Raw genomic sequence first — 23,670 nt, 5'->3', positions numbered from 1 at the left:
GCTGACATTGAGTGGCCTCCCTGCCGCTGTCTCGACGCAAGGCTCTGTGTTGACATCTCGACCGGAGCAACTGCCTTGCGCATTTCTTATCTATCTGGCGCCATCGCTTTGGCGCTTTGCCTTTGCGCCACCTTGCCTGCCCACGCGCAAGATCAATCCAACCGCGACCCATCCAGCGATAAGGCCAAGAATCTCGACGGTATCGTGGTCACCGCCCGCTCCGGCGTCGATAGCCGCACCAAGGCTGAAACCAGCTACTCGATAACCACCATCGACGAAGACAGACTGCGCATGCAGGCGCCGACCTCGGTCACCGAGGCGATGAAGTCGGTGCCGGGTTTTTGGGTGGAAGCCTCTGGCGGCGAAGCCAGCGGCAATATCCGCGCGCGCGGCATTCCGGTGGATGGCTATGGCTCGGTGACGCTGCTGGAAGACGGCGTGCCGGTGCAGCATGATCCGGCGCTGGGGTATCTCAATGCCGACCAGGCTTTTCGCCTGGACGAAACCATCGAGCGCATCGAAGTCGTGCGCGGCGGCCCGTCCTCGGTGTTTTATTCCAACGCCCCGGCCGGCGCGATCAATTTCATTCCACGCCAGGTTGGCGATACGGCTGAAGGCCTTTTCAAGTACACCGTGGGCGACTACGGCTTGAATCGCGCCGATGTGTGGTTCGGCACGCCGGTAGGCAACGGCTGGAAGCTCGGCCTGGGCGGCTTCTACCGCGTCGATAACGGCATTCGCGATCCGGGGTTTCATGCCAACGACGGCGGCCAGTTCCGGGTGAATCTGGCCAAGGATTTCGAGCACGGCCGTTTCAGCATCGACTACAAGCATATGGATGACAAGGTCGCGCTCTACCTTGGCGTTCCGATGCGTACGTATGCCGACGGCAAGATCAAGGCCGTACCTGGCTTCGACGGCAACTACGGCACCTTGGCCGGGCCGGAAACCCAGCATGTGCTGATGAAGCAAGCCAATGGCGGCCTGTACGACTTCGACAACACCGATGGCACCCACGTCAAACGCGATCAGCTAACGCTGAAGTTCGATTACGACCTGGGCGATGACTGGAAACTTGCCGAGTCCATGCGCTATAGCGATACGCATACTCAGCGCAACGGCATGTTCCCGAACTCGCTGTCGAGCGCGACTCAGTTTCTCGCCTCGGCCAAGAAATTCATTCCAGCCGGTGCGGCCGGTCTGCAACTGCGCTATGTGGACGACCCGACTAAGGTGTTCGACGTGGGCGGCCCCAACAGCCCCGGCCAGAATGGCAATGGCCTGGTCGTCATCGGCGGCCTGCGTGGCGTGACCATGCCGGTAAAAGAGTTCGACAACGATACCCGGCTGCTGCGTAAATTCGAATGGGGCGGCCAGACTCACGATGTGACACTGGGTTACAGCTATTCGCGCTTCGACCAGGATTTCAGCCGTTACTCGTCCACGGTTCTGCTCGACGCACAGAACAACGCCAAGTTGCTCAATCTGGTCGCGGTGAACGCCGCTGGCCAGCCGCTCAGCACGCTGACCGATCACGGCATTTATCGCTATGGCTACGAGTGGGAGAACGCCAGCGGCACCTCCACCAGCCACGCGTTTTATCTGTCTGACGAGTGGCAGGTGACCGACCAGTTGCGCATCGACGGCGGCGTGCGCTGGGAACAGGTGAACACGCGCGGCAATACCGAAGTGAAGCAGCAGTTGAATCTCGGCAACCTGCCCATGTCGCAGGTCTGGACCGGTACCGGCCAGTTCGTGCCGTTTGACCATACCTTCAGCAAGCTGGGCTGGACGCTGGGCGCGAACTGGCAGTTCACCCCTCACGCGGGGCTGTTCGCACGCTGGACACCGACGTTCCGCCTGCCCAACCTTTCCAGCTACATCACCAATCCAAGCGCTACGCCGGTGACCCAGACGATGAAGCTGGGCGAGGTGGGCTACAAGTACACCGATCGCCAAATCGATCTGTACGCCACCGCGTTCTATACCAAGTACAACAACGTCGGCTTCAGCAATTATGTGTTCGACGCCAACAACAGCTCGTCCGTCGCGCAACAGGGCTATGCCGACACCAAGACCAAGGGTCTGGAGCTGGAAGGTACCTGGTTTCCAACGAGCTGGTTCGACATGCAACTCACCGCGACCTGGCAAGACCCGCAATACAAGGGCCTGCGCTATACCGACAATGTCAACAACGGGCCGGTATTGCGCAATTTCGATGGCAACCAGCTCATTCGCGTGCCGAAGGTGAGCTATCGCGTGGTGCCTGGCGTGAATCTGCTCGATGGCAAGTTGCGCTTGCAAGTGGCTTACGAGCACGAAGGCATGCGCTACGTCGATACGGCCAACTCGGTGCGCCTGCCCGCTTATGGAGTACTTAGCGCCAGCGCGCGCTACGACTTCTCCAAGTTGTGCTCGTTGTACTTGTATGCCGACAACATCACCAACTCGCTTGGTTTGACCGAAGGCAATCCGCGCGCAGGCGAACTGCAAAATGCGGATGCCGGCGCAAATACCTTTATTGCCCGCCCGATTCTCGGCCGCGCGTATCGCGCGGCCATCATGTATCGCTTTTAAGTGAGACGGCAAAGTCACCTGGATGCCTCATGCTCGGAGCGATGGCGGTCGCTCCGAGCGCTTATGGCATGTATCGCACTTGCCGTGGTGCCGCTGGCCCATGCCTGCGACCTGGAAACCGCCAGCCCCGGTTGCGACCTCGCGGTGCTGGATCGCCAACTGCATCTCAACGACTTGCAGATGGTCGGCACGCATAACAGTTATAAGCTCCCGATGCCGCCGGCCGAGCTGGCCGCGCATCGTGTGCGTGATCCACAGGGCGCTGACAGTATCGATTACGGCCATCGCCCCTTGGCCGAGCAACTCGACCTCGGTGCGCGCACGATCGAGCTGGATGTTTATTACGACCCCAAGGGTGGCCGATATGCGCATCCGCCCGGCGCGCTGCGTAAAGGCTATGCGACATCGCCTTGGCCGGCGCCGGCCGCGGCGCAGATGCTGCAGCCAGGTTTCAAGGTGATGCATCTGGCCGATATCGATTTCCGTAGCAGTTGTCAGACTTTTGTGGCTTGTCTCACCATCATTCGCGACTGGTCGCGGGCGCATCCACGGCATGTCCCGATCATGTTGCTGCTCAATGCCAAGGACGATCCCAGCGGCCCGCATGCGGTCGCACCGCTGCGTTTCAGCGAGCATGCCTTTGACGCGCTCGACGCCGAGGTGTTGAAGGTTTTCGATCGCCGCGAGCTGATCGCCCCGGATGATGTGCAGGGTCGCTTACCCACGCTGCGCGATGCGGTGCTGGCCCAGCATTGGCCGATGCTGGGCGATGCGCGCGGCAAGCTATTTTTCGTACTCGATGAAGATGCACGCAAGGTGGCGTTATATCGGGGGGCGCGCCATTCGCTGGAAGGCCGGCTGATGTTTATCAACACCGATGAGCATTCCCCTGCCGCCGCCTACCTCACCTTGAACGACCCGTTTGCCGAAGGCGCCCGTATCAAGCACGCGGTAGCCGCCGGGTTTCTTGTACGCACTCGCGCCGATGCCAACACCATCGAATCGCGCCGCAATGATATGCACCGCAGCGAAGCCGCCTTCGCCAGCGGTGCGCAATACGTCTCCACCGATTACATGCAAGCCGAGCCGCGCTTCAGCGACTACCAGGTGCAACTGCCACATGCCCTGGTTGCCCGCTGTAACCCATTGCGCGCACCCGCCTGCATTCCTTTGTCCAAAGAAGCCTCACCATGAATCAGCGTCATTACTACTGGCTGACGAACCTGCTGGCTGGCCTGGTGCTGCTATTGAGCATGCTCACCGACACTCGGGCGGCCGATGTGCATGTCGACCGCACCTCGCCTGATCTCGTACTGCGCGGGGAGCTGAGCGGCAAGGATAATCAAACCTATCGCAACCTGCCGTTCGACGTACCGGCGGGAACGACGCGTATCACGGTGCAATTCGATTACAGCGGCCGCGATCAGCACACCACGGTGGATCTCGGCCTGCTCGGGCCCGACGGCGCCAAGCCCCAAGGCTTCGGCGGCCAAGATGGCTTTCGCGGCTGGAGTGGCGGCAGCAAGCGACTATTCACGGTGTCGGCCACCGACGCCACGCCGTCGTATCTGCCGGGCCCGATTCGTCCAGGACGCTGGACCCTATTGTTAGGCATTCCGAACATTCGCAAAGACAGTCATGCCAGCTACACCGCCAGCTTATGGTTTGGCCGTGCGAACGATGCGGCGTGGGAGCCGGCCTTACTGAATCCCCCGCTGCGCAAAGAGGCGGGTTGGTATCGCGGCGATTTGCACATGCATACCGCGCACAGCGACGGTAGCTGCAATAGCCAAGGCGGCGAGCGCGTTCCTTGCCCGCTCTTTCTTACCGTACAGGGTGCGGTGCAGCGTGGCCTCGACTTTATTGCGATCACCGAGCACAACACCACCTCGCACGCCAATGCGATGCGCGAGTTGCAACCCTATTTCGACCGTTTGCTGCTGATACCTGGCCGCGAGGTCACCAGCTTCACCGGCCACGCCAATCTGTTTGGCACCACCGCGCCGGTGGATTTTCGCGTCGGCAGCCCCGGCGTGCCCGATTGGAACAGCTTGTTACGCGCCATCGCACCCTTGCACGGCCTGATCTCGATCAACCATGCGATCCGCCCCAGCGGCGAAGCTTGCATGGGTTGTGGATGGACGGCTAAACCAGCGGTAGACATGGCGCTGGTGCAGGCCATCGAAATCGTCAACGGCATCGATGCCGGCACCCCATTCTCTGGTGTGCCGTTCTGGGAGCAGCAGCTCGCAAAGGGCTACCGACTCACCGGCATTGGCGGCAGCGACAGCCACAATGCATTTCAGAACGACCCCAAAAACAGCGCCATGACGAGCTATCTGCCCACGACGGTTGTGCACGCCAACGAGTTATCGATGCCGGCGATTCTCGACGGCATCCGGGCCGGCCATGTCTTTGTCGATGTCGAAGGCAGCAAGGATCGCCTGCTGGAACTCACCGCGCATCGTGATCGACAACAGGCGTCGATGGGTGACGCCTTGTCGGCCCCTGCCGGCGCAACGGTGACGTTTGAAGCGCATGTCGCCCATGTCATCGGTGCGACCTTGACCGTATGGCTCGATGGCAAGCCGCTGACATCGGTGCGCGACAGCGCGATCAAGGAGATGGATCAACGCATCCGCTTTGACTGGACCGCCGATGGCAAGCCGCATTGGTTGCGTGCGGAAGTACGTGATGCATCAAGCAGACCGCTATTGATCGGCAATCCGATTTATCTGACCGCCGCCGCAAACTCTTTCTGAGCCGTTATTGCCCCCTCCCCTGCTTGCAGGGGAGGGTTGGGGAGGGGTGCGGGCTTGCGACAAGATGGCCCCCCCTCCCAGCCTCCCCCTGCAAGCAGGGGGAGGTGTATTCACGGGGATCTTGCGGTGGCAATGTGAAGCCGCAGGATTCGGCGCAATTCCAGAATCGCCGCCGGGGTTTCCTGCACGCTGTGCCATGACGGTATCGCCAGCTCGGAGTCGGCTCCGTCCAAATGCGCGCTGCTGTAAGGAACCACGCCATCGCTGGAGGACGACAGCGGCCCGGTCGATTTATAGACGCCGACAATCGTGTGATAACGCACCGCCGCGGAAATCGGCAGATCCGCCGCGGCCATGATGAACGGATCGGTATCGCTTAAGTTGTCGACGCTGTTGGGCACACGGATCAAGCTGCCCTTGGTCGAATCGTCTTTCAACAGATCGGAAAGGCTGGCGACCTCCTTCAGCACATTGGCGGGCAAGCGGATCAAGTTGCCGATCCAGCGGGCGAGGCGTTGCTGTGCCACCGGCGTACCGCGATGCGGCGAGGCTAGAAAGATGGCCCGGCTTACCTCGGGCATCGGGGTGAATTGGAGGTAGCGCGCAAGATGTTCCCGCAAGCGGGCCTGCTTCGCCGGTGACAGATTCGCTCGCTCGGGAACGACGCTCCATAGCCGGTCGCCGCTGGAGGACACCAGCAAGCGGGCGATCACGCCGCCCATGCTATGCCCGACCAGCACGACATGATTCGATGCCCGCGCCTGCCCGGATGGGTCGAAGTGTTTAAACGTCGCGTCCAGCGCCTTGCGAATACCCGCGAGATTCACCGCAATAGGCGCGTTGGTGGGGTAATAAACCTCCCACACCTGGTAATTCCGGCGCAGGTTTTCATCGCCCATGACTTCGTTCGATACGTTGATCCACGCCTCGGGGCTGCTCGCCAGTCCATGCAGCATGACGACGGTCAGGCGATCGGGATCATAGGGCTGCATCAGCAAGATGCGCGGTTTCTTCAGGCCGCCTTCCCGGCCAAACAACGAGCGGATCGACTGGCTGGCGAAACCGGATCGGGCCATGAAAACGCCATAGGCCGCGGTGAAATTCGCGGCCAGCGGAACTGTGCGCGCACCGACGCTGATCGTCTCGTCGCGATACGGGTCTCTGGCCAGCAACTGGACATGCTTGGATTCGAGCACCTCATCCAGCGTCGCGCCATCGAAAACCAAGGCTCCGGTGATGGACGCGCACTCAGGCTCGCGCCACGGCACGTCGTCCGCAGGGGCTGCTGGCGGTGTAACGGTAACGAACTCCGAGCCAAAGCCGTCACGCCGATAGACATTGCGCAACCCCTTGAAACGCAAGGACGAGGCGGGAATAAGCTCGGTGGGAACACCGGCAAGGCCGGCCCGTTCAACATCGCTCTGCGGGCGCAAGATGGTCCAGCCGGCCAACGACGTTTGCATCCATTGCGGATCTAGCTTGGGCAGCTCCACGAAGAGCCGTGCCAAGGTGCGCTGCACAGACAAATTGTAGAAACCGATCACCTGCTCTTGCCGAAACTCAAAAACCCGTTCGGCAGGTTGGCGCTTGGTGAGGAAAATATAGGCATAGGCATAACGCGCAGCCTTCAGATACGCATCGAATGTCTGATCGTCCATGATGGCGTCGCGGTCGGCGCGCTCACTCTTGATCGCCTGCCCCAGCCACAGCTCGGCAAGCGCGGATAGGCGCTGCTCGTCATCGAGACCGGGCGAATGCGCCAGGGTTTCCACACAGGCCGGAAACGCTTTGCCGCAGCTATCGGCAGTCAGGGCTACGACATTAAGCGACTGTACGGTCCAATCGCTCGACCGGCCGGTGGCGATCACGTCGTTGCGACGCCCGTTGACGTACTCGTGCGTCTTGACGTGGCTTACGTCCACGATTGCGCATGCATTGAGGCATAGCAGCATCGCCAGAACGATGTATCGCGCTATCCAGGTTTGCGTACCCTGTTTCATGGGCGATAAGGTCCACTCATTCCGGCGCTGAGACAATTGGGGATGGGGCCATTGGCAGTCGGGCAATTGTAGCCACGCGGAACCATCAAGCGGCGAATCATCCTGTTGAAGACTGCCGCTATCGTGGACGCCCGTTACCTTTTAAACAGAGTGGCAACGACATGAAGCAAAAGTACCGCTCGATCGGCAGGGCCACGGCTATCGGCTTGATGGCGCTCATCACTTTCTGCTCCGGGGTATGGGGCACGCTCGCGCTTTGGTATCAGCTACCGGGCGGCACGCTCATGCGAACGGCGGGCAGCGTAGCTTGGGTCATCGCGGTGATCGCCCTTGCCGTCATCGCCGTCACACGGCGGAGCTGGCTTGCGCTGGCGGTCTATGCGGCGGCTTATGTGATCCTGCTGTGCTGGTGGATGAGCATTGCGCCATCCAATGACCGGGTCTGGTCCGATGACGTCTCCCACCTGCTCAGCGGCAAGGTATCGGGCAGCGAGGTCACGCTTAGCAATGTGCGCAACTTCACCTGGCGCGCAGACGACGACTACGACGCGCATTGGGAAACCCGCCGCTACGATCTCGACCGGCTGACGTCGGCCGATACCGTGCTCTCTTATTGGGGGAGTCCGGCCATCGCGCACGCCATGATCTCTTTCGGCTTCGACGACGGCAGCCGTGTGGTCTTCTCCGTGGAGATCCGCAAGAAGCGCAACGAGCAGTTCTCGGAGATAGGCGGCTTCTTCAAACAGTTCGAGACGATCCTGATCGCTGCCGATGAACGCGACATCATCCGCGTCCGCACTAATGTCCGCGACGAGGACGATTATCTTTACCCGTTGCGAATGGACAAGCCGACCATGCGCGCACTGTTTCTATCGTATGTGCACGCCGCCAACGAGCTGGTCGACAAGCCGGCGTTCTACAACACCATCACATCGAACTGCACGACGATCGTCTACCGCATGGCCAAGCAGATCAGTCCGGGCCTGCCACGCGACATCCGCCTGCTGCTGACCGGCTACCTGCCCGGCTATCTGCAAGAAGTGGGTGCCTTGGATAACCGCGTTTCCATCGAGGAACTGCGCCGGCGTGGGCGGATCACGGATCGGGCGAGGCATACGGCCCCAGGCGATGACTTCTCAAAAGCTATCCGGGCCGGCATGGATTGATCGCGGTTGCAGACCATCGATGCCGACCCGCCTGGCCGGGCGCAGACAGGCCTCAGTGCTTCTTGAGTGACTTGAGTTCTTTCTTGAGCTCGCCTTGCAGCCCCGCGACGTCGTCGATGCGCCAAACACCCTTGACCTTGGCCAGCTCCAGTTCGACCGGCTTGCTGGCCTTGCCGAAATTGGTGAATGTCACGACGGCCGAAGCATGTGCGTCGCTCACATGATCGAAGTGGATGCTTTGTACTTTTATGTCGAAATCCTGACAGTTGCACAACGGGTCAGCATCAAGGACCCCCATCTCACCATCCAAGGCCACCTGTTCTTGATGGAGCAAATCACGCAATGCGGGGGTGGCGATGGAACTCAGCTCCGGGGGTTCCGAACCTGTCTTGTAGGTTGCATACACCCGCCGTAAGAAATTCTCAGCGGATGCGTCTGTTTTCTCTACATCTTGTGCCGTAGCGCCGTGACAAAACATCATGCTTGCCACGAAGAGCCATGCACCGAAAATCTCGAGCCGTTGCTGCTTCATTTGAAATCACTCCATCGATAGGTAGGTAAGCATTCGACAACTAGGTACTGACGAGTGGCCTGACAGGGCTTGCCCGTTTCAAACGCTACGCAAGCGTTTCATTGAATCACCGAGATGAAAACGTACGAGGTTGGGCGGCAGCGCCACGTGATAAGCAAGGCGTTGCACAATGTGAAGACGCGAATGATAGCCGGTCGACATCTGCGCGAACGACGTAAATGTAAGCACCCAAGACCTGACGACGAACAAGGCCTGTCTCCCTATGAACGACTCATCCCCACCCGCGCTCAAGGCAACCGACCGCAGCTCCGCCTTCGAGGGTTTCCTGGCTGCGGTCGGCGCCCTCCTCGTGCCGCTCTTGTTCTATCCGATGCTGCTGGACTTGCTGCACGTACCTCTGGAGGGACCACGCAGCACTCTCGATGAAATCATTCTATGGTTTCGGCTTCCACTGGCGATCGCGGCCCCTGTGCTGATCGGTTTCGTGTTTCGAAAGTATGGGCGTTTGCGGGGGCTCTACGGATTTATCGCCACCCTGATCGTCATCGCTTGCCTGGCACTGTTTTTTTGGTTCATCAATGCGAACTACCAGGCGTGATCCAGGCCGAAATCGTTAAAAGCGTGTGCGCGGATCATGTGCAACTTTCAGAGTTTTCTCATAGCGCCAACTTGTTTGCTTTCATACGATCAGAGCGGCGCATCAATGGGCGCACTCAGCCGGATCGCGCGTGCCGCTGGTTGCGGCCATGACGCTTATTTACGGGATGCTCTTGGTCTTTGCCGTTTGTCTACGCTTATGCAGGCGTTTGCGAAATCCACGCCGTGGCACCGTTGCTTCGAAGTCGCAGGACTTCCAAATATCCCGCATCGGAAACGGCCTTTTTCAACCGCCTTAAGGGCACATTCCATGGCGCAGCACGTACAAGCCACGCCGTGACAGGACGATCAGGCATGGTTTGCAGCACGACACGGAGAAGCGGAGTGGATCAAGGGATTAGGGAAGAGCTCGAAGCCGGCCTGAAGGAACATCATGCAGCGCTAGCCCGCCTGCAAGCTGAAAAGAAGGCCTGCCGGAGCATGTTCAGCACATGGGTGCGCCGCGCCAGCACCAGCTTGATCGCAAGCGAACTACGGCAGGTATTCAAAGGGCACTATCTCGACATTCGCTGGCCATCCGACGACAGCAACGAACTGCTTAAAGTGACCATCGCCTGCACCTATGAGCCCATGAAAGGTGATGAGTCCGTCGTTCGACAGGTACAGACCTCTTTCTCCTGGAGTCAGGACGCCCACAAGATGGTGACCGTCGAGATCATGGGCACGGTCTTCGAATACTGGGTCAATGAGTTTGTATCGCTGCGCTTTGAAGTCAGAGTGATGAACTGCCTACTTTCGGCGCTTGGAGATCTGCGTGAAAAAGCCGAGTCCTGCGTTCCGCGTTATTACTGATTGACCGAAGCATGGGCCGGCCAGCCGGAAAAGCAGGTCGCATGAATCAATGGCCAAAGAAACGTCGTGGCGCACGCGCCAGAACCCATACGTCGACCCGCACCGCGCCAGCCCGCTTCAATATGCGCGCACACTCGGCCAACGTAGCACCGGTAGTCATCACGTCATCGAGCACAACCACGTGCGCAGGTAATGCCGCCCCTTCGCGTACAACGAATGCATCACGCACATTGCGTCTGCGCGCAGCGGCATCGAGTTCGGTTTGTGCGTTGGTCGCGCGTTGACGCTGCAGTACGTCATGGCGCAGCGCTATGTTCCAGGCTCGGGCCAGCGGTTTGGCCAATTCCAAAGGCCCGATAAGTGCAACCAATTTGCTATGCGACATAGGTGAATGGCGCTCCGCGAAGTGGCATACCACTCATAGTGCTATGTCACTCTACACTTATCTTTTGTTCATCTCGCGAGTGAAATTCAGGACTGCTGATCGTGGATGCATCACTTATCGCAGACGGTGACCATCGTTGTCGATGACTACTTCGCCGTCTTCTTTGACGAATGGCCTGGTCAACGGCGGAAGGATATCCAGTACGACCTCGGAAGGGCGACACAGTCGAGTGCCGAGCGGTGTCACCACGAACGGCCGATTGATCAATATCGGATGCTCCAACATGGCATCGATCATGGCCTCTTGTGTAACGCTCGCCTCGCCAAGGCCCAAGTCGGCGAAGGGCGTCCCTTTCTCACGCAACACTTCGCGGGGCGTCAATCCCGCTTCGGTGATAAGGCCAACCAACTGTTCTCGGCTTGGCGGTGCCTTGAGGTATTCGATCACGGTCGGCTCAATCCCAGCATGGCGGATGAGGGCCAATGTGTTGCGTGACGTACCGCAATCGGGGTTGTGATAGATCGTAGCGTTCATGGTTGTCGATATGCTCATGATCAGCAGGCTCCACTCGCGCAGCAGCTGCGCATCGTCGCTGGCGTGGTCATGACTTGCTCGGCTTCCTGGGGAGCAGGCACCTGTTCTACCGCAGCCTCCACCACGCTGGCCGCAGCGGATAGCGCACGCGCCTCAGCCGCCCCCTTGCGCTCGCTGTAACGATCGACCAAGTAATCACTGCGATCGCGCACCATCAGTGTGAATTTGAATAACTCCTCCATGACATCGACAACACGATCGTAGAACGCTGATGGCTTCATCCGACCGTTGTCGTCGAACTCTTGCCATGCCTTGGCGACGGACGACTGGTTCGGGATGGTCACCATGCGCATCCAGCGGCCGAGCACACGCAGCGCATTGACGACATTGAATGACTGCGATCCGCCACAGACCTGCATGACAGCCAGCGTACGTCCCTGGGTGGGCCGCACGCTGCCGTCTTCCAGCGGCAGCCAGTCGATCTGATTCTTGAAAACGCCTGTCACCGAACCGTGACGCTCCGGGCTTACCCAAACCTGACCCTCCGACCACAGGGAGAGTTCGCGCAGCTCCTGCACCTTGGGGTGGCTCACGGGTACGCTATCGAGGATGGGTAGATCGTGAGGATCGAACACGCGAGTCTCCGCACCGAACTGCCGAAGAATCCGTTCGGCCTCCAAAGCCAACTTTCGACTGAAGGACTGGGGACGGAGCGATCCGTACAGAATCAAGATCCGTGGTGGATGACTGGCCCCTTCAGGCAGAGCCAGCTTGTCCAGGCTGGGTTTGTCGAGCACGTCGGCCGTAATGTGGGGCAAATCATGCAGCGTCATGGCGAAAGTCCGATCTGGTTGCGTTGATGCAATGATTCTATCATTATGGAAATATAGAATTGTAGCCACCCCAGCCACCTCGGATCCAAGGCGTTATGCATCCCTGTCGCGTTCTCTTCATCTGCACCGGCAACTCCGCCCGAAGCATCCTGTCGGAAGCCACCCTCAATCATCTCGGAAAGGGACGGTTTGAGGCGTTCAGCGCTGGCAGCCAGCCCACAGGCCGGGTCAATCCCTATGCGCTGGATGAGCTGGCCAGTGCTGGCATCTCCTGCGAGAACCTGTCGAGCAAGTCGTGGGATCAATTTGTGGGCGAAGGCGCACCTCCACTCGATATGGTGATCACGGTATGCGACAGCGCGGCGAACGAGCCATGCCCAGTGCTCTTTGGCAACTTTGTGCGCACGCATTGGGGGTTGCACGACCCGGCCGCGGTGAAGGGCAACCCCATCGCGATCAGTGCAGCGTTCCAACACGCACACGCATTGATTACCTATCGCTTGATGGCGCTGCTGCAGTTGCCTGTCGAGACGATGACGCCAGAGGCATTGAAGTGGGCGCTTGATGGCATCGGCGCGATTTCGGATGACGACGACAGTGAGGATGTGGCATGAGCCAGATTGAGCTGGAAGTCATCGCTGCCGACAAACCTACGCCGGCGCGAATCGGCTTCTTCGAACGTTATCTCACCGTATGGGTGTTGCTCTGCATCGTGGCAGGAACGCTCCTCGGTCACCTCCTGCCCGAATCGTTTGAAGCCTTAGGCCAAATGCAGGTGGCGCAGGTCAACCTACCGGTAGCCGTGCTGATCTGGCTCATGATCATTCCGATGCTGCTGAAGATCGACTTCGGCGCGATGGCCGGCGTACGCCGCCAGTGGAAAGGTATCGGCGTCACACTCTTCATTAACTGGGCGGTCAAGCCATTCTCCATGGCCTTGCTGGCTTGGATCTTCATTCGCCATGTGTTTGCTGCCTGGTTACCAGCGGACCAGCTCGATTCCTATGTGGCAGGCCTGATTCTTTTAGCCGCTGCACCGTGCACGGCGATGGTGTTCGTATGGAGCAATCTGTGCGGAGGGGAACCCAACTTCACCCTAAGCCAAGTCGCCGTGAACGACGCCATTATGGTGGTCGCCTTCGCGCCGATCGTCGGGTTGTTACTGGGTATCTCGGCGATCACGGTGCCATGGAACACACTGATCCTCTCGGTAGTGCTCTATATCGTGGTGCCCGTGTTGATCAGCGTGATTCTGCGCCGGGCGGTGTTGGCCCATGGCGGCAAGGATGCACTCCAGCGTTTACTGAGTCGCCTGGGACCTATCTCGTTGGGTGCCTTGCTACTGACCTTGGTGCTGCTGTTCGGCTTTCAGGGACAGCAGATCCTGACCCAGCCGCTGGTCATCGCGATGCTTGCTGTGCCGATCTTGATCCAGGTCTATTTCAACTCGGGTTTGGCTTATCTGCTCAATCGGAAGCTCGGTGTGCCGCACTGTGTCGCGGCACCCTCAGCACTGATCGGGGCAAGCAATTTCTTCGAGTTAGCCGTGGCTACGGCCGTTGGCTTGTTCGGCGTGCATTCGGGTGCTGCCCTGGCCACGGTGGTGGGAGTCTTGATCGAGGTCCCGGTGATGCTCTCGGTGGTGCGTATCGTCACCGTCAGTAAGCACTGGTACGAAGCACGCACAGCCTGAGCGAGGAGAGTGCCATGCGGGGTCACTACAACGTCTTGTTTGTTTGCACGGGAAACTCGGCACGCAGCATTCTGGCTGAGGTGATCACCAATCACTTTGGCAAAGGCCAGTTCCACGGCTATAGCGCTGGCAGTCAGCCGAAGGGCTTCATCTATCCGCAAACGTTGGAAGTCCTCCGGGCAGTTGATCTACCCACCGAAACACTGCGGAGCAAAGGCTGGGAAGAATTCACCCATCCTGAGGCTCCTGTGATGGATTTTGTGATCACCGTGTGCGATCAGGTGGCCGGTGAGGTTTGCCCCGCCTGGCCGGGGGCGCCCATCACCGCGCACTGGAGCATCCCGGATCCTGCCAAAGGGGTGGGTAACACCGAGACGACGTACAAGGCATTTCTTCTCGCGCGCAACATGCTGCAGCAACGCATCGGTTTGTTGATGAACCTGCGCATCGAGGCCCTCGACCGCCTAGCACTATCGAGTCGGCTAGCCGTCATAGGGCAGACCGCCATGACACCTGGCCAATCCTAACCGCCAAGGGCATAGCAATCCTCTTACACTGAGCGTGTTCTCAACCGAAATCGCCGATTCCTCCTATGCAGACCAAACAAGCCATCATCGTCCTGTCCGCGCTCGCCCAAGAGTCGCGATTGGCGGTGTACCGCTTGCTTGTGGAGCATGCGCCCGATGGCTTGGCAGCGAGCGTCATCGCCGAACGATTGGGCTTGGCCAACGCCACACTCTCGTTCCATCTGAAGGAGCTCGTCCATGCGGGGCTGATTACCAGCCGACAGGATGGCCGATTCATCTATTACTCGCCGATCATTGAGGTCATGAGCGAGTTAGTGGGTTATCTCACCGAGAATTGCTGTAGCGCGACCGGCCAATCTTGCGCACCGTCGTCTACGGCCAAGTCCGCGGCCAACGCCGTACGGCCTCGGAAGCGCACGGCGTAAGCCGTGCCATTGAAGATGCACTTGACTGGCATCTGCTTATCCATATAGTTGTTACTAGCAACCTAATTGCATCCCTATGCCACGTTCACGAGCCAAGTCTCCATCCCCGTCATCCACCCTTCAGCGCGATGCTGAGATGTTGAATGCGGCGGTGTCCGATCTTGTGCGGATCTACCAATTTCGGGATCGCGACAAGATTTGCTGCTATGACATTTCCGTCACCCAGTGCTATGCGCTGGAAGCCCTTGTCGAGCAAGGACCATGTCGCAGCCAGACACTGGCGGAAACATTGCGGCTGGACAAGAGCACGACGACGCGGGTTGTCGACGCGTTGGTGCGCAAGGGGTATGTGAAGCGCAGTCCCGACCCCGTTGATGCGCGCGCGGTGTCTCTGCAGGTGACTGCGTCGGGACGAGCGTTGTACGACCGGATCAATGCCGAATTGATCGCCCAGCAAGTCGACCTACTGCGCGATCTCGAACCGGATGTGCGCGCCGGCGCGACAGAAATTCTTCGGCGCTTGGCCAAAGCGGCACAGGCCCGCTTCATGTCAGGTGTCAGCGTAGGTAGCTGTGCCGTGGTCTGTGGCGCCAACGCCGACCAAGGTAAGTCCAGCAGTTGATATTTTTTCGTTCAAATAGTTGTTACTAACAACAGTATGGAGGATGTATGACCCAGATTCGCTCCGCTGCCGCCGACGATGCCTCGGCCATCACGACGATCTACAACCATGGCATCGCCGAACGCTCGGCCACCTTCGAGACCGTGCCGCGACGCTTGGAAGACATGCAAATGCGCATTGCCGATGCATCGCGCTATCCACTGCTGGTCGCAGTCGATCCCTCGGGGACAGTCATCGGCTGGGCTGGCCTGAGCGACTACCGTCCACGAGATTGCTACGCCGGGATTGGTGAGTTCTCGGTCTATCTGGCACCGGATGCCCGAGGGCGCGGCGTTGGGCGCCTGCTGTTGCGCGCGCTGATCGATACCGCTCGGGCCGAGGGCTATTGGAAGCTCCTCTCACGCATATTTCTCTTCAACACGGCGAGTCGCGCCCTCTGTCGTGCCTGTGGTTTTCGCGAGGTCGGCGTCTATGAAAAGCACGGCCAGCTGGAAGGCCGTTGGCTCGATGTCGTGATCGTCGAGCACCTCATCCCCGAAAACCTTGCCCTGGCGGACAACGCCGCCGGTGCCGCGCTCTAATCCGAGGAGGCCCTCATGAATTCGTCCTTGCCTGTCGTTGTCATGGGTGCCGGCCCGGTCGGTCTAGCCGCTGCCGCTCATCTGCTGGGCCGTGGATTGACGCCTCTGGTCCTTGAAGCGGGGACCGACGTGGGCGCAGGCATTCGCCAGTGGGCACATGTGCGCATGTTTTCGCCCTGGGAGTACGCGCTCGACAAAGCGGCGCTGGCACTGCTTAAGAAGCACCATTGGTTGTCGCCCGATCTGGCGAGCTTTCCGACCGGCGGCGAAGTGGTCGAGCGGTATCTGCAACCGTTAGCCGATCTGCCTGAGATTCAGCCTCATCTCCGGACAGGGACTCGGGTCACGGCGGTGACCAAGCAACGACGCGATCGCATGAAAGACACGCAACGCAATGATGTGCCCTTCATCGTTCGCTATACGGATAGCACGGGTGAGCACGAGGTTCTGGCTCAAGCAGTCATCGATGCCTCCGGGACCATGGAGACGCCCAACCCCCTTGGGGGTTCCGGAATTCCCGCGTTAGGCGAGCAAGGTCTGCGGGAACACATCTTCTACGGCATGCCGCATGTCCTGGGTGCTCAACGCGAGCGCTATGCAGGCAAACGTGTACTGGTCGTCGGCAGCGGTCACTCGGCCTTCAACGCACTGAGTGATCTCGCACGATTGGCGGCCCAGGCTCCCGGCACACAGATTCAGTGGGCCATTCGTCGACCGTCGTTGCAACGCGTTCTCGGCGGCGGCGAACAGGATCAGTTGAAGGAGCGTGGCCGTCTGGGCTTGACCATCGGTCGCTTGGTGAAGGAAGGCGTACTCACCGTCACCACCGGATTCCATCTTGAACGTCTGGAGCAGACGACCACGGGCATCGTGGCGCACGGTGAGGGCAAAGTACTTTCGCCTGTCGATGAAATCGTGGGGGCCACTGGGTTTCGCCCTGACGTGGGCGTGCTGTCGGAGCTGCGCATGGCCCTCGACCTTGGTACACAGGCGCCGACGGCCCTAGCGCCCTTGATCGATCCCAATATGCATAGCTGCGGCAGCGTGCGTCCGCACGGTGCGGAAGAGCTCAAGCATCCGGACGCCAACGTCTATATCGTCGGCATGAAGAGCTACGGCCGAGCGCCCACGTTCCTGCTGCTGACGGGCTATGAACAGGCGCGCTCCGTCGTGGCCGCAATCGCCGGCGACTGGGCGGCGGCCCGCCGCATAGAACTGGTGCTACCCGAGACCGGCGTATGCATCACGCAGTTTGCGGAAGAAGATGCTGCCGAAGCCGTTGCCACCACCTCGTGTTGTAGCGGACCGGGCGCCGGCGGGAGTGGAGGCATGTTGCGGGAAGGACGCTGACTACAAAGCAGCGGGCGAAGCCGGCAGCGATTGTGGCAATTCGGTCGTCGCCTCACCGACGGTCAAGCCGTCATCCTGTTGCCGCTAAGCTCATCTCCGCTAAGGTGCGCCGCGCCGTCTGGTTACTGGGGTTATCCCATTGCGTCCTGTGGGGTGTCCTGCACTACAGCTTCTCCGTATTCCTGATCCCGATGGAGCATGACCTGGGGTTGTCGCGTGCGGCCGTGGCCGGCGCGTTCTCCCTGGGGCTCTTTGCTATTGTCGGAAGTACCTAACCTTGTTGCTAGGAACCTTAACCGTGTCATCGGGGCTCGCTGGAGCACTTAACCGTGTCACTGGCCTTCCATTCGGACGTTAACCCTGTCGCGGGTCAAATCGTTGTTCGCAACGAACCATTTGGGGATCCGGGGCATAGGCTGCCAAGAGGGCAGAGGTGTGCGCCAAGCGACAGGCTTGGGTTTGCCATAGTTGAGTAGATGCTGCGCATCCCTGACTTGTTCTGATGCTAAAAATGATGTAATGCCACATACATCTTTGATGTATGCCTATAGGAGGATTCATCATGCGTACCACCGTTACTATTGAAGACGCGCTGTATGAGCAGGCGCTAGAGATAGCCGACCCTGACATGGACCGGGCCGATCTTTTCCGCGAGGCCATCCGAACCTTTGTCCGCGTGCAGTCCGCCAAGCGTCTGGCCGCCTTGGGTGGAAAGGAGCCGGACATGCCGGACGTGCCCCGTCGCCGTCAGGAAACGGGGCGCTGATGCCGTCTGTTCCGAACGTGCTGGTCGATACCAGCGTGTGGGTCGATCACTTCCGGCAGAACAATACCGAGCTGGTCGACCTGATGGCGCAGGACAGAGCACAAATATGGTCCCGGCCAAAAGCCCCCCGCCAACAAAGAGCAACTCAAGGCTCGTGCACATCTTTATCGACGAATCCGGGACGTTCGCTCCGGCAAGCCAATCTGGGGCATGGTGCGTGGTCGCCGCCTATGTAGTTGGCTCGCGCGATCGAGTTGGAGCGGAACATGCCCTTAATGCCCTCAAGGTGTCGGTTGGTCGCAATCCAACGGACGAAATAAAGCGCCACGACGTGAGTGAAAGGGAATACTTCCGGTTCCTTGAGGATCTCTGCGCTCAGGGTGGATTCCTCGTATCCGTAGCGACAGATGCAGGGATGAACGAATGGGCTGCGGAAAGCCAGGCAGGGCAAGTACGCGTCATCCGAGAAGCGATCGACAGTCTGAAAGGGCTGGAGGACAAATTGGAAACCGAAGCCCTCGCCACAGCGATGGAAGTCCTATCACCGCAGCTATATGTGGAAATCATCTGTAGGATGCATCTGGCGTGGCTAGCCGTGAATATTGGTGTTGCTCACTACGTACAAACCGAGCCCCAGACGTTGTGGTGCATGAATTGGTGCTTCGATGCGAAGGGAGGCGCCGGTGCTGCGTTTGAGAAGGCGCATGGACCACTGATGGCTGGGCTGGCCGGCGAAATGTCCAGAACCAAACCGATGCCTTTTGTCGCTGGGGCCGATTATTCGGATTTCGGGCGATTCATCCGAGGGGGCGCTGCTGCGCTTCGGCCAACGAGCCCGCGCCAGACACGCGCAGAGGTGATGGTCAATGCACAGCGTGTCTATCGTGAGCGCCAGGCATTCGTCGACTCCGCGAGAAGCCTTGGTGTACAGATTGCCGATCTACTCGTGTCCGGCGTCGCCGCCCTTCTCCGTGGAAAATTTTCCGACCAGGAGAGGGCTGCGCGATATCTTGGCCGTCTAACTATGAGACTTTACGCCACGGATCACTCCAGTTACCTGATCAGCTTCGGTAACCCTTCAGCTCCAGCGCCAATCTCGGATGCAGCAAAGACGGCCATCGAGAAGATGAATGCAGTGGCAAGGGCAGTATTCATTCAGCGCCCGAGATAACTGACTCGCCGCGAGAAACCGCTCGGTCTGGACGAGCGCTATTCGAAGCGTTCATTGCTGGCCCGATGCTCATCCAGTTCGCGCCGCATCTCCCGTTCGATCGTTCTGTTGATCTTGCTCCTCCAAGTCGCTAGCTGCTCCGTATGTATAGGACCAAGCACGGAAGCCAACTCATCCAGCAAAGGCAAGCGCTGTTTAATCACCTCGGCTCGCGATCCACTCCAGCTCATCGGTTCGATCAGATCCACAAGTGATGCAGCCACCTCGACTGGCTGAGGCGCCTGGTTGAGGAGAGCTAGTACGGCCTCCGACCACTGAATCCCACCCTCATCGGTCTTCGGCGCGAATGCGGGCAAGAGAGGTGCGACATGAGCCCATCGCTTCGGTCCACCCTCTCTGCACCATTCCAACAGCGCGTCCTGGGGAACCCTAGCCAGAGCGCTTGAGCGGACTCCTCCGGCAACGGCGTGTCTCCGCGTGTGTGCATCACCCTCATCGGTCTCGTCACCGACTAGGATTTCTAGAGCTGCGCGCGGCTGAACCTTAAAGAGGGCTGCGAGCATCTCCGTAAGGTCGTACTTGGACAATGTGTAGCTCTCGAGGCCCTTACGTACAGCCACCAGCAACTCGATGGCTGCCGCTTCGCCTTCGGCACCTTTCAAGAAGACCTCGACGAGGCACTTGAGCGCATGGTCCAAACGCTGGTTGCGACGGCTCAGCGGAACGCTCGCAAGAAACGTGCGAGCGACTTCGGTGATTCGCGGACCCATCGGCCCGGGGTTGTCGAAGACATGCATCGACAACACATCGATCGCGATCTCCATGCCATCGGGCTTGATGCTCAACCGCTGGAGAAGCAGGGCGATGACCCCGTCGGCCAGCTCCTGGGTCGCTCGCCCGAGGCTGAGGTATTGGAATACCCATGCCGGGACATTGGGATTGTCCATCGAGGCTAAAAGTCGAGCGCAACCGGCGCCATCGAGGGGGGCGCTGAGCTGGAGAACGGGCGCCCACTTGGCGAGTGACGCGCGATGCATCGCAGCGTCCATGAGTCGGTCAAATGAAGCTCTATCTTTTTCGAACACGCCTGCCATGAAGCCTCGCAAGACCTGCACATTCCGCTGTTCTTCGGGCGCAGCTTCAAATGCGCCGATTAGAGCCGCCCAGCAGGCGTCAATCGACTTTGCGCCGACTGCGAGGCCTGACCCGAACATCCACTGCCGCCCCTGATCGTTGCTTACGACCAGCGGCAGCACGGTGGCAAAAACATCAGAATCCACAGCCACGAGTTCGCCAAGATCACGCGCAGCGCGCTCGGCCCGCTCATATCCGATCGATGTATTTTCTCCGTCGGAAAAATCAAGACCAGCGGCGTAGCCATTGAGAACGATCGCCTTGACGCGCCCAACGAGGGTTTTAGGCTTCGCGCGTTCTTCCAGGTCTTGCAGTCGGGCCTTGATCTCGCTGGGAAAGCCTGCGGCATCGAACTGCATCGTCTGCCGGATGGCGAGCCAGCCCTTCTCCCATCCAGCTTCAAGTAACGGAATTGCCGCCTTCTCCAGAGCATCGACCATACCGGCGATCGTCCAGAGAGAACGAAAATGCCGCGCTAAGAGATCACTAGTGGCATTTGCGACATTGATGTCCCGTTGTTCCTCATCCGCTGCCAAAGCGATGAATGTCTCAAACCAGGCTTGGGCTTCGCGCGCCCCAGGGGACCAGCCGTAATCGCGTGTCCGCGCGCCGAACTCGAACCCGTAATGCGAATAGAAGTGGTCGCACTCGAGCGCCTTGGATAGGCATAGGCGGCCGATCGACTGAACGTCGGAATTGGACGAGTTGAGCGCTGCCTTGATCCAGCTCTCCCTCTGCTCTGTGGATGCATGGGTACCCGACAGGTAGAGCAAAAAGAGCGACGCGATGACGTCGCGAGTTGAATTCGTGCCATTGTCTGGCGCTTCAACGAGTGCGAATGCCATAAGTACATCGACGCACCGATCGAAGTGCGCGGCCTCATACGCAATCGAGCGCACCAGTCCGACGATGCGCGTTCTCGCTGCGTTATCGGGAGCCAGTACCATCGCTGCGTCCGGTCCCCGGATTGCGCGCTCAATGGCCTCCAGGGTTCCTTCGGGGGCGACTGGAGCCACATTGACGAGTACCTCAACGAGCAGCGGCGTGAGCCGAGCGAAATCGCCGAGGAGCTCGCCCGCTGAGAGCCATTTACTCACGATGGTGATGGCCGTTTTCGACGTGCCTAAGTACCCAAGACGCCGCGAGAAGGACTTGAGCAGACGCTCCTGTCCATGCACGAGATGGCGAGCGATCAACGCATACGGTATAGAGTCCAACGCCTGACTAGCCAAAGTATTCGCCACCGCGTGCGGCAACACCGCGCGCCACACTCCACGACGCTGGGCCAGTCCACGATGCTCGAGATCAGCCACGCGGCGATAGAGCACCGTGACCGATTCTTCCGTTAGCGCGGCGAGTTGTGCCAACTCCCCGTCCAAGTCCTCTCCGTCGAACGAGTAAACTAGCGCACACGCCTCCGCAGCGATCATGAGCTCGTGCTGGACCTCCTTGCCCAGCCAGAATAGTCGTTCGAACAACTCCCGGTCGTTGAGTCCTGACAGCGAATCGTTTCGTTCCATAGTGTTCGCTAACGCGATGGCAACGCGCGAGTTGCCATCCGCGAACCGTGTGATCGTTGCGACATTCACTTGAGAAATGTAGGGGAACTGCTGTTCGATGACTTTTTCAATAAGCTCGGAAGAACCGGTTGCCAAATGAAACACATTCGTTTCGTTGGGTAGGTCCTCACGAATGTCATATTCAATCGTGAGCAGACTTACCCGATTGGAAGCCCTACAGCGTGCCGTGAGTTGGTTGTGGAGCTGTGATGCGCAGTTATCGACAACCAAGATAGCTTGGCGCCTGGAGGCAAGCAGTTCGTCCAGCACGGCCAAGGGGGCGGGGTTTGGGCTGTGCGACGTGTCCGTATATACGGCCAACTCCCCCGAAAGCGGATCAGAAGCAGCTTCGGCCTCGAACAGCGCTTGTGCGAAACGGGTCTTGCCTACCCCGGACAATCCCGTTAGACGGACCGAGCTACCACCCGTCCGCAGGACCTGTCGGACGTGGACCAGGCCCTCGGCGAGTGGGAACTTGCGCTCAGGCTGATGCGGATCTGTGAGTCGCTGCTTTTCGTCCGGAACGAAAGGTTGTGGTTTGCCACCTCGGGTGCCGGCCCATTGCCCGTGCGGTTGCCAGCCCTGCAGAGGCCGACCAAGTCGGGTGCGCGCCCACGCGACAACGCCTGGGTGCTGGTTCGTCCAGTCGGCGAGTCGACGTGCATCGTAGTAGTCCACTTCGGCCTGCTCGTGACTGACTTCCGAAGCAATCGCTGCCCTCATGGCGGCCACGCGCTTTTTGTACTCCTCGTCCGCGACTGAATCCGACGTCGCGATAATGTAGGAGCCCTCAGCACGAATGAATTCTTGGATCGAGGGCCGGAGCAAGCCGTTGGGGCACATTTCCCGCCGGATTTCACCGTCCCCCATCTTTGTCGCCTTAACCTGGAATCCGATCGCAGCGCGTGGAAACCGAGCAGGCCGCTTTGTGCCCGCCGGAAGTTGCACCCTCACGTCGATGCCGCCGTCAGGAGCGCGCTGGTCGCCACCCCACGTGACAGGGGTAGGAGGCAGGTCGACCTCGGCGAGTCCTGCAATGCACAAGCGCGCAACCAGCTCCCGGAGATCCCCGTCACTCAGGCTTACTACGTCCTGTACAGACACTTCAAACAATGGAGCGGCCCCAGCCGGGCTCGTCCGGCGCTGCTTGGGGCGGGCGCTTCGGGCTTTGCCCGGGGTGACCTCAAGTTCGCCGCTCGCCTGAAGCGCCCTTACGTGTTTCTGGGCGGCGCTACGCGATGCCAAACCGCAAGCGGCGGCAATTTCTTCCAAGGTTGGTGGTTGGCCTTCAGTCACCACGCGCGAGCGGATGAAATTAAGGATCTGACGGCGGCGGGCGCTGGCTGTATTCATGGAGAACAAATGTACTCAACAAAGAGAACAAATGCTCATAACTCTCCATTGAGGCTTTGCCAACTAAAAAATGCTGGATGTGGATAACACTCAGATGAGCACGCACATAGAGAAAAGGCGCCGACTTTCAGCCGGCGCCTCCAAGTTGCGATGCATTACGATGCATGCATACATTGCAATGCTTTACTGCGATGAACCCTTGCAACGACTGGGTTCCTACCCCAATGGGGTTCGGGTTAGAGCTGGCACCC

General features: G+C 59.5%; 20 protein-coding genes and 1 pseudogene. 15 read left to right on the top strand and 6 right to left on the bottom strand.

The genetic code is table 11. The annotated features are described in order from the left end of the window. Positions 1-75: 75 nt before the first annotated feature. The 3 genes from DVJ77_RS15380 (at position 76) to DVJ77_RS15370 (ending at position 5,339) form a co-directional block, all read left to right on the top strand. A complete protein-coding gene (locus tag DVJ77_RS15380; RefSeq protein ID WP_225428031.1) occupies positions 76-2,577 on the top strand; it encodes a TonB-dependent receptor in 2,502 nt (833 codons plus the stop codon). Positions 2,578-2,640: 63 nt separating this feature from the next. Next, positions 2,641-3,771, top strand: a complete 1,131-nt coding sequence (locus tag DVJ77_RS15375) for a phosphatidylinositol-specific phospholipase C1-like protein (protein ID WP_114846407.1) — start codon at positions 2,641-2,643, stop codon at positions 3,769-3,771. Beyond that, positions 3,768-5,339, top strand: coding sequence for a CehA/McbA family metallohydrolase (locus DVJ77_RS15370; protein ID WP_114846406.1), 1,572 nt, complete (start codon positions 3,768-3,770; stop codon positions 5,337-5,339). The genes DVJ77_RS15375 and DVJ77_RS15370 overlap by 4 nt, the downstream gene beginning before the upstream one ends. A 110-nt stretch (positions 5,340-5,449) precedes the next feature. Here the strand turns inward: DVJ77_RS15370 and DVJ77_RS15365 are convergent, their stop codons facing one another. After that, entirely contained in the window at positions 5,450-7,339 is a 1,890-nt protein-coding gene (locus DVJ77_RS15365) for an esterase/lipase family protein (RefSeq protein WP_114846405.1), read from the bottom strand. Between the two features lie 209 nt (positions 7,340-7,548). Here DVJ77_RS15365 and DVJ77_RS15360 point away from each other — a divergent pair, with 209 nt between their 5' ends. Further along, positions 7,549-8,505, top strand: a complete 957-nt coding sequence (locus DVJ77_RS15360) for an Lnb N-terminal periplasmic domain-containing protein (RefSeq protein ID WP_380038141.1) — start codon at positions 7,549-7,551, stop codon at positions 8,503-8,505. A 52-nt stretch (positions 8,506-8,557) separates the two neighbouring features. On the opposite strand, the gene DVJ77_RS15355 is transcribed toward DVJ77_RS15360, so the two are convergent. Next, positions 8,558-9,037, bottom strand: coding sequence for a DUF3828 domain-containing protein (locus DVJ77_RS15355; RefSeq protein WP_114846403.1), 480 nt, complete (start codon positions 9,035-9,037; stop codon positions 8,558-8,560). A gap of 262 nt (positions 9,038-9,299) precedes the next feature. Here DVJ77_RS15355 and DVJ77_RS15350 point away from each other — a divergent pair, with 262 nt between their 5' ends. Continuing rightward, on the top strand, positions 9,300-9,635 hold the full coding sequence (locus tag DVJ77_RS15350) for a hypothetical protein (protein WP_114846402.1): 336 nt from the start codon (positions 9,300-9,302) through the stop codon (positions 9,633-9,635). Between the two features lie 383 nt (positions 9,636-10,018). Further along, the gene (locus tag DVJ77_RS15345) at positions 10,019-10,486 is read left to right on the top strand and encodes a hypothetical protein (protein ID WP_114846401.1); all 468 of its coding nucleotides are present in this window, start codon (positions 10,019-10,021) and stop codon (positions 10,484-10,486) included. A 46-nt stretch (positions 10,487-10,532) separates the two neighbouring features. Here the strand turns inward: DVJ77_RS15345 and DVJ77_RS15340 are convergent. The 3 genes and pseudogenes from DVJ77_RS15340 to arsH form a co-directional block, all read right to left on the bottom strand. Further along, positions 10,533-10,835: pseudogene (locus DVJ77_RS15340) on the bottom strand (ComF family protein); the annotation flags it as partial. 150 nt (positions 10,836-10,985) lie between these two features. Next, complete coding sequence (gene arsC / locus DVJ77_RS15335) at positions 10,986-11,405, bottom strand: arsenate reductase (glutaredoxin) (RefSeq protein ID WP_114846558.1); 420 nt, start codon at positions 11,403-11,405, stop codon at positions 10,986-10,988. A 20-nt stretch (positions 11,406-11,425) separates the two neighbouring features. Next, complete coding sequence (gene arsH, locus DVJ77_RS15330; RefSeq protein WP_114846399.1) at positions 11,426-12,238, bottom strand: arsenical resistance protein ArsH; 813 nt, start codon at positions 12,236-12,238, stop codon at positions 11,426-11,428. A gap of 95 nt (positions 12,239-12,333) precedes the next feature. Between arsH and DVJ77_RS15325 the strand changes: the two genes are divergently transcribed. From DVJ77_RS15325 to DVJ77_RS15285, 9 genes are all read left to right on the top strand, one after another. After that, positions 12,334-12,852 carry an arsenate reductase ArsC gene (locus DVJ77_RS15325; protein ID WP_114846398.1) on the top strand — a complete coding sequence of 173 codons (519 nt, stop codon included), beginning with the start codon at positions 12,334-12,336 and terminating at the stop codon, positions 12,850-12,852. Further along, a complete protein-coding gene (arsB, locus tag DVJ77_RS15320; RefSeq protein WP_114846397.1) occupies positions 12,849-13,931 on the top strand; it encodes an ACR3 family arsenite efflux transporter in 1,083 nt (360 codons plus the stop codon). Before DVJ77_RS15325 ends, arsB begins: the two co-directional genes overlap by 4 nt. A gap of 14 nt (positions 13,932-13,945) precedes the next feature. Beyond that, positions 13,946-14,458 (top strand): arsenate reductase ArsC, encoded by a 513-nt coding sequence (locus tag DVJ77_RS15315; protein ID WP_114846396.1) that lies wholly within the window; start codon positions 13,946-13,948, stop codon positions 14,456-14,458. Between the two features lie 65 nt (positions 14,459-14,523). Next, the gene (locus DVJ77_RS15310) at positions 14,524-14,883 is read left to right on the top strand and encodes an ArsR/SmtB family transcription factor (protein WP_114846395.1); all 360 of its coding nucleotides are present in this window, start codon (positions 14,524-14,526) and stop codon (positions 14,881-14,883) included. Between the two features lie 151 nt (positions 14,884-15,034). Beyond that, the gene (locus DVJ77_RS15305; RefSeq protein ID WP_225428030.1) at positions 15,035-15,505 is read left to right on the top strand and encodes a MarR family winged helix-turn-helix transcriptional regulator; all 471 of its coding nucleotides are present in this window, start codon (positions 15,035-15,037) and stop codon (positions 15,503-15,505) included. 47 nt (positions 15,506-15,552) lie between these two features. Next, positions 15,553-16,086, top strand: coding sequence for an arsinothricin resistance N-acetyltransferase ArsN1 family A (locus DVJ77_RS15300; RefSeq protein WP_114846393.1), 534 nt, complete (start codon positions 15,553-15,555; stop codon positions 16,084-16,086). Positions 16,087-16,101: 15 nt separating this feature from the next. Then, on the top strand, positions 16,102-17,436 hold the full coding sequence (locus DVJ77_RS15295) for an NAD(P)-binding domain-containing protein (RefSeq protein ID WP_225428029.1): 1,335 nt from the start codon (positions 16,102-16,104) through the stop codon (positions 17,434-17,436). Between the two features lie 562 nt (positions 17,437-17,998). Then, positions 17,999-18,202 carry a type II toxin-antitoxin system VapB family antitoxin gene (locus tag DVJ77_RS15290; protein ID WP_114846392.1) on the top strand — a complete coding sequence of 68 codons (204 nt, stop codon included), beginning with the start codon at positions 17,999-18,001 and terminating at the stop codon, positions 18,200-18,202. 154 nt (positions 18,203-18,356) lie between these two features. After that, the gene (locus DVJ77_RS15285; protein WP_162791510.1) at positions 18,357-19,373 is read left to right on the top strand and encodes a DUF3800 domain-containing protein; all 1,017 of its coding nucleotides are present in this window, start codon (positions 18,357-18,359) and stop codon (positions 19,371-19,373) included. Positions 19,374-19,411: 38 nt separating this feature from the next. Here the strand turns inward: DVJ77_RS15285 and DVJ77_RS15280 are convergent, their stop codons facing one another. Further along, positions 19,412-23,419, bottom strand: a complete 4,008-nt coding sequence (locus DVJ77_RS15280; RefSeq protein WP_114846390.1) for a LexA family protein — start codon at positions 23,417-23,419, stop codon at positions 19,412-19,414. Positions 23,420-23,670: the final 251 nt, after the last annotated feature.

The organism is Dyella tabacisoli (genome assembly GCF_003350925.1).
In the GTDB taxonomy this organism is placed as follows: Bacteria; Pseudomonadota; Gammaproteobacteria; order Xanthomonadales; family Rhodanobacteraceae; genus Dyella_C; species Dyella_C tabacisoli.
The sequence above is the reverse complement of the archived record's forward strand: the minus strand, read 5'-3'. Positions and strand labels throughout refer to the sequence as shown.

What these genes read in the sequence shown, in the direction of transcription:
- DVJ77_RS15300 (WP_114846393.1), top strand. Translation starts at nt 15,553, where the DNA reads ATGACCCAGATTCGCTCCGCTGCCGCCGACGATGCCTCGGCCATCACG.
- DVJ77_RS15295 (WP_225428029.1), top strand. Translation starts at nt 16,102, where the DNA reads ATGAATTCGTCCTTGCCTGTCGTTGTCATGGGTGCCGGCCCGGTCGGT.
- DVJ77_RS15375 (WP_114846407.1), top strand. Translation starts at nt 2,641, where the DNA reads ATGGCATGTATCGCACTTGCCGTGGTGCCGCTGGCCCATGCCTGCGAC.
- DVJ77_RS15315 (WP_114846396.1), top strand. Translation starts at nt 13,946, where the DNA reads ATGCGGGGTCACTACAACGTCTTGTTTGTTTGCACGGGAAACTCGGCA.
- arsH (WP_114846399.1), bottom strand. Translation starts at nt 12,238, where the DNA reads ATGACGCTGCATGATTTGCCCCACATTACGGCCGACGTGCTCGACAAA.
- arsC (WP_114846558.1), bottom strand. Translation starts at nt 11,405, where the DNA reads ATGAACGCTACGATCTATCACAACCCCGATTGCGGTACGTCACGCAAC.
- DVJ77_RS15365 (WP_114846405.1), bottom strand. Translation starts at nt 7,339, where the DNA reads ATGAAACAGGGTACGCAAACCTGGATAGCGCGATACATCGTTCTGGCG.
- DVJ77_RS15310 (WP_114846395.1), top strand. Translation starts at nt 14,524, where the DNA reads ATGCAGACCAAACAAGCCATCATCGTCCTGTCCGCGCTCGCCCAAGAG.
- DVJ77_RS15370 (WP_114846406.1), top strand. Translation starts at nt 3,768, where the DNA reads ATGAATCAGCGTCATTACTACTGGCTGACGAACCTGCTGGCTGGCCTG.
- DVJ77_RS15325 (WP_114846398.1), top strand. Translation starts at nt 12,334, where the DNA reads ATGCATCCCTGTCGCGTTCTCTTCATCTGCACCGGCAACTCCGCCCGA.
- DVJ77_RS15280 (WP_114846390.1), bottom strand. Translation starts at nt 23,419, where the DNA reads ATGAATACAGCCAGCGCCCGCCGCCGTCAGATCCTTAATTTCATCCGC.
- DVJ77_RS15355 (WP_114846403.1), bottom strand. Translation starts at nt 9,037, where the DNA reads ATGAAGCAGCAACGGCTCGAGATTTTCGGTGCATGGCTCTTCGTGGCA.
- arsB (WP_114846397.1), top strand. Translation starts at nt 12,849, where the DNA reads ATGAGCCAGATTGAGCTGGAAGTCATCGCTGCCGACAAACCTACGCCG.
- DVJ77_RS15350 (WP_114846402.1), top strand. Translation starts at nt 9,300, where the DNA reads ATGAACGACTCATCCCCACCCGCGCTCAAGGCAACCGACCGCAGCTCC.
- DVJ77_RS15290 (WP_114846392.1), top strand. Translation starts at nt 17,999, where the DNA reads ATGCGTACCACCGTTACTATTGAAGACGCGCTGTATGAGCAGGCGCTA.
- DVJ77_RS15360 (WP_380038141.1), top strand. Translation starts at nt 7,549, where the DNA reads ATGGCGCTCATCACTTTCTGCTCCGGGGTATGGGGCACGCTCGCGCTT.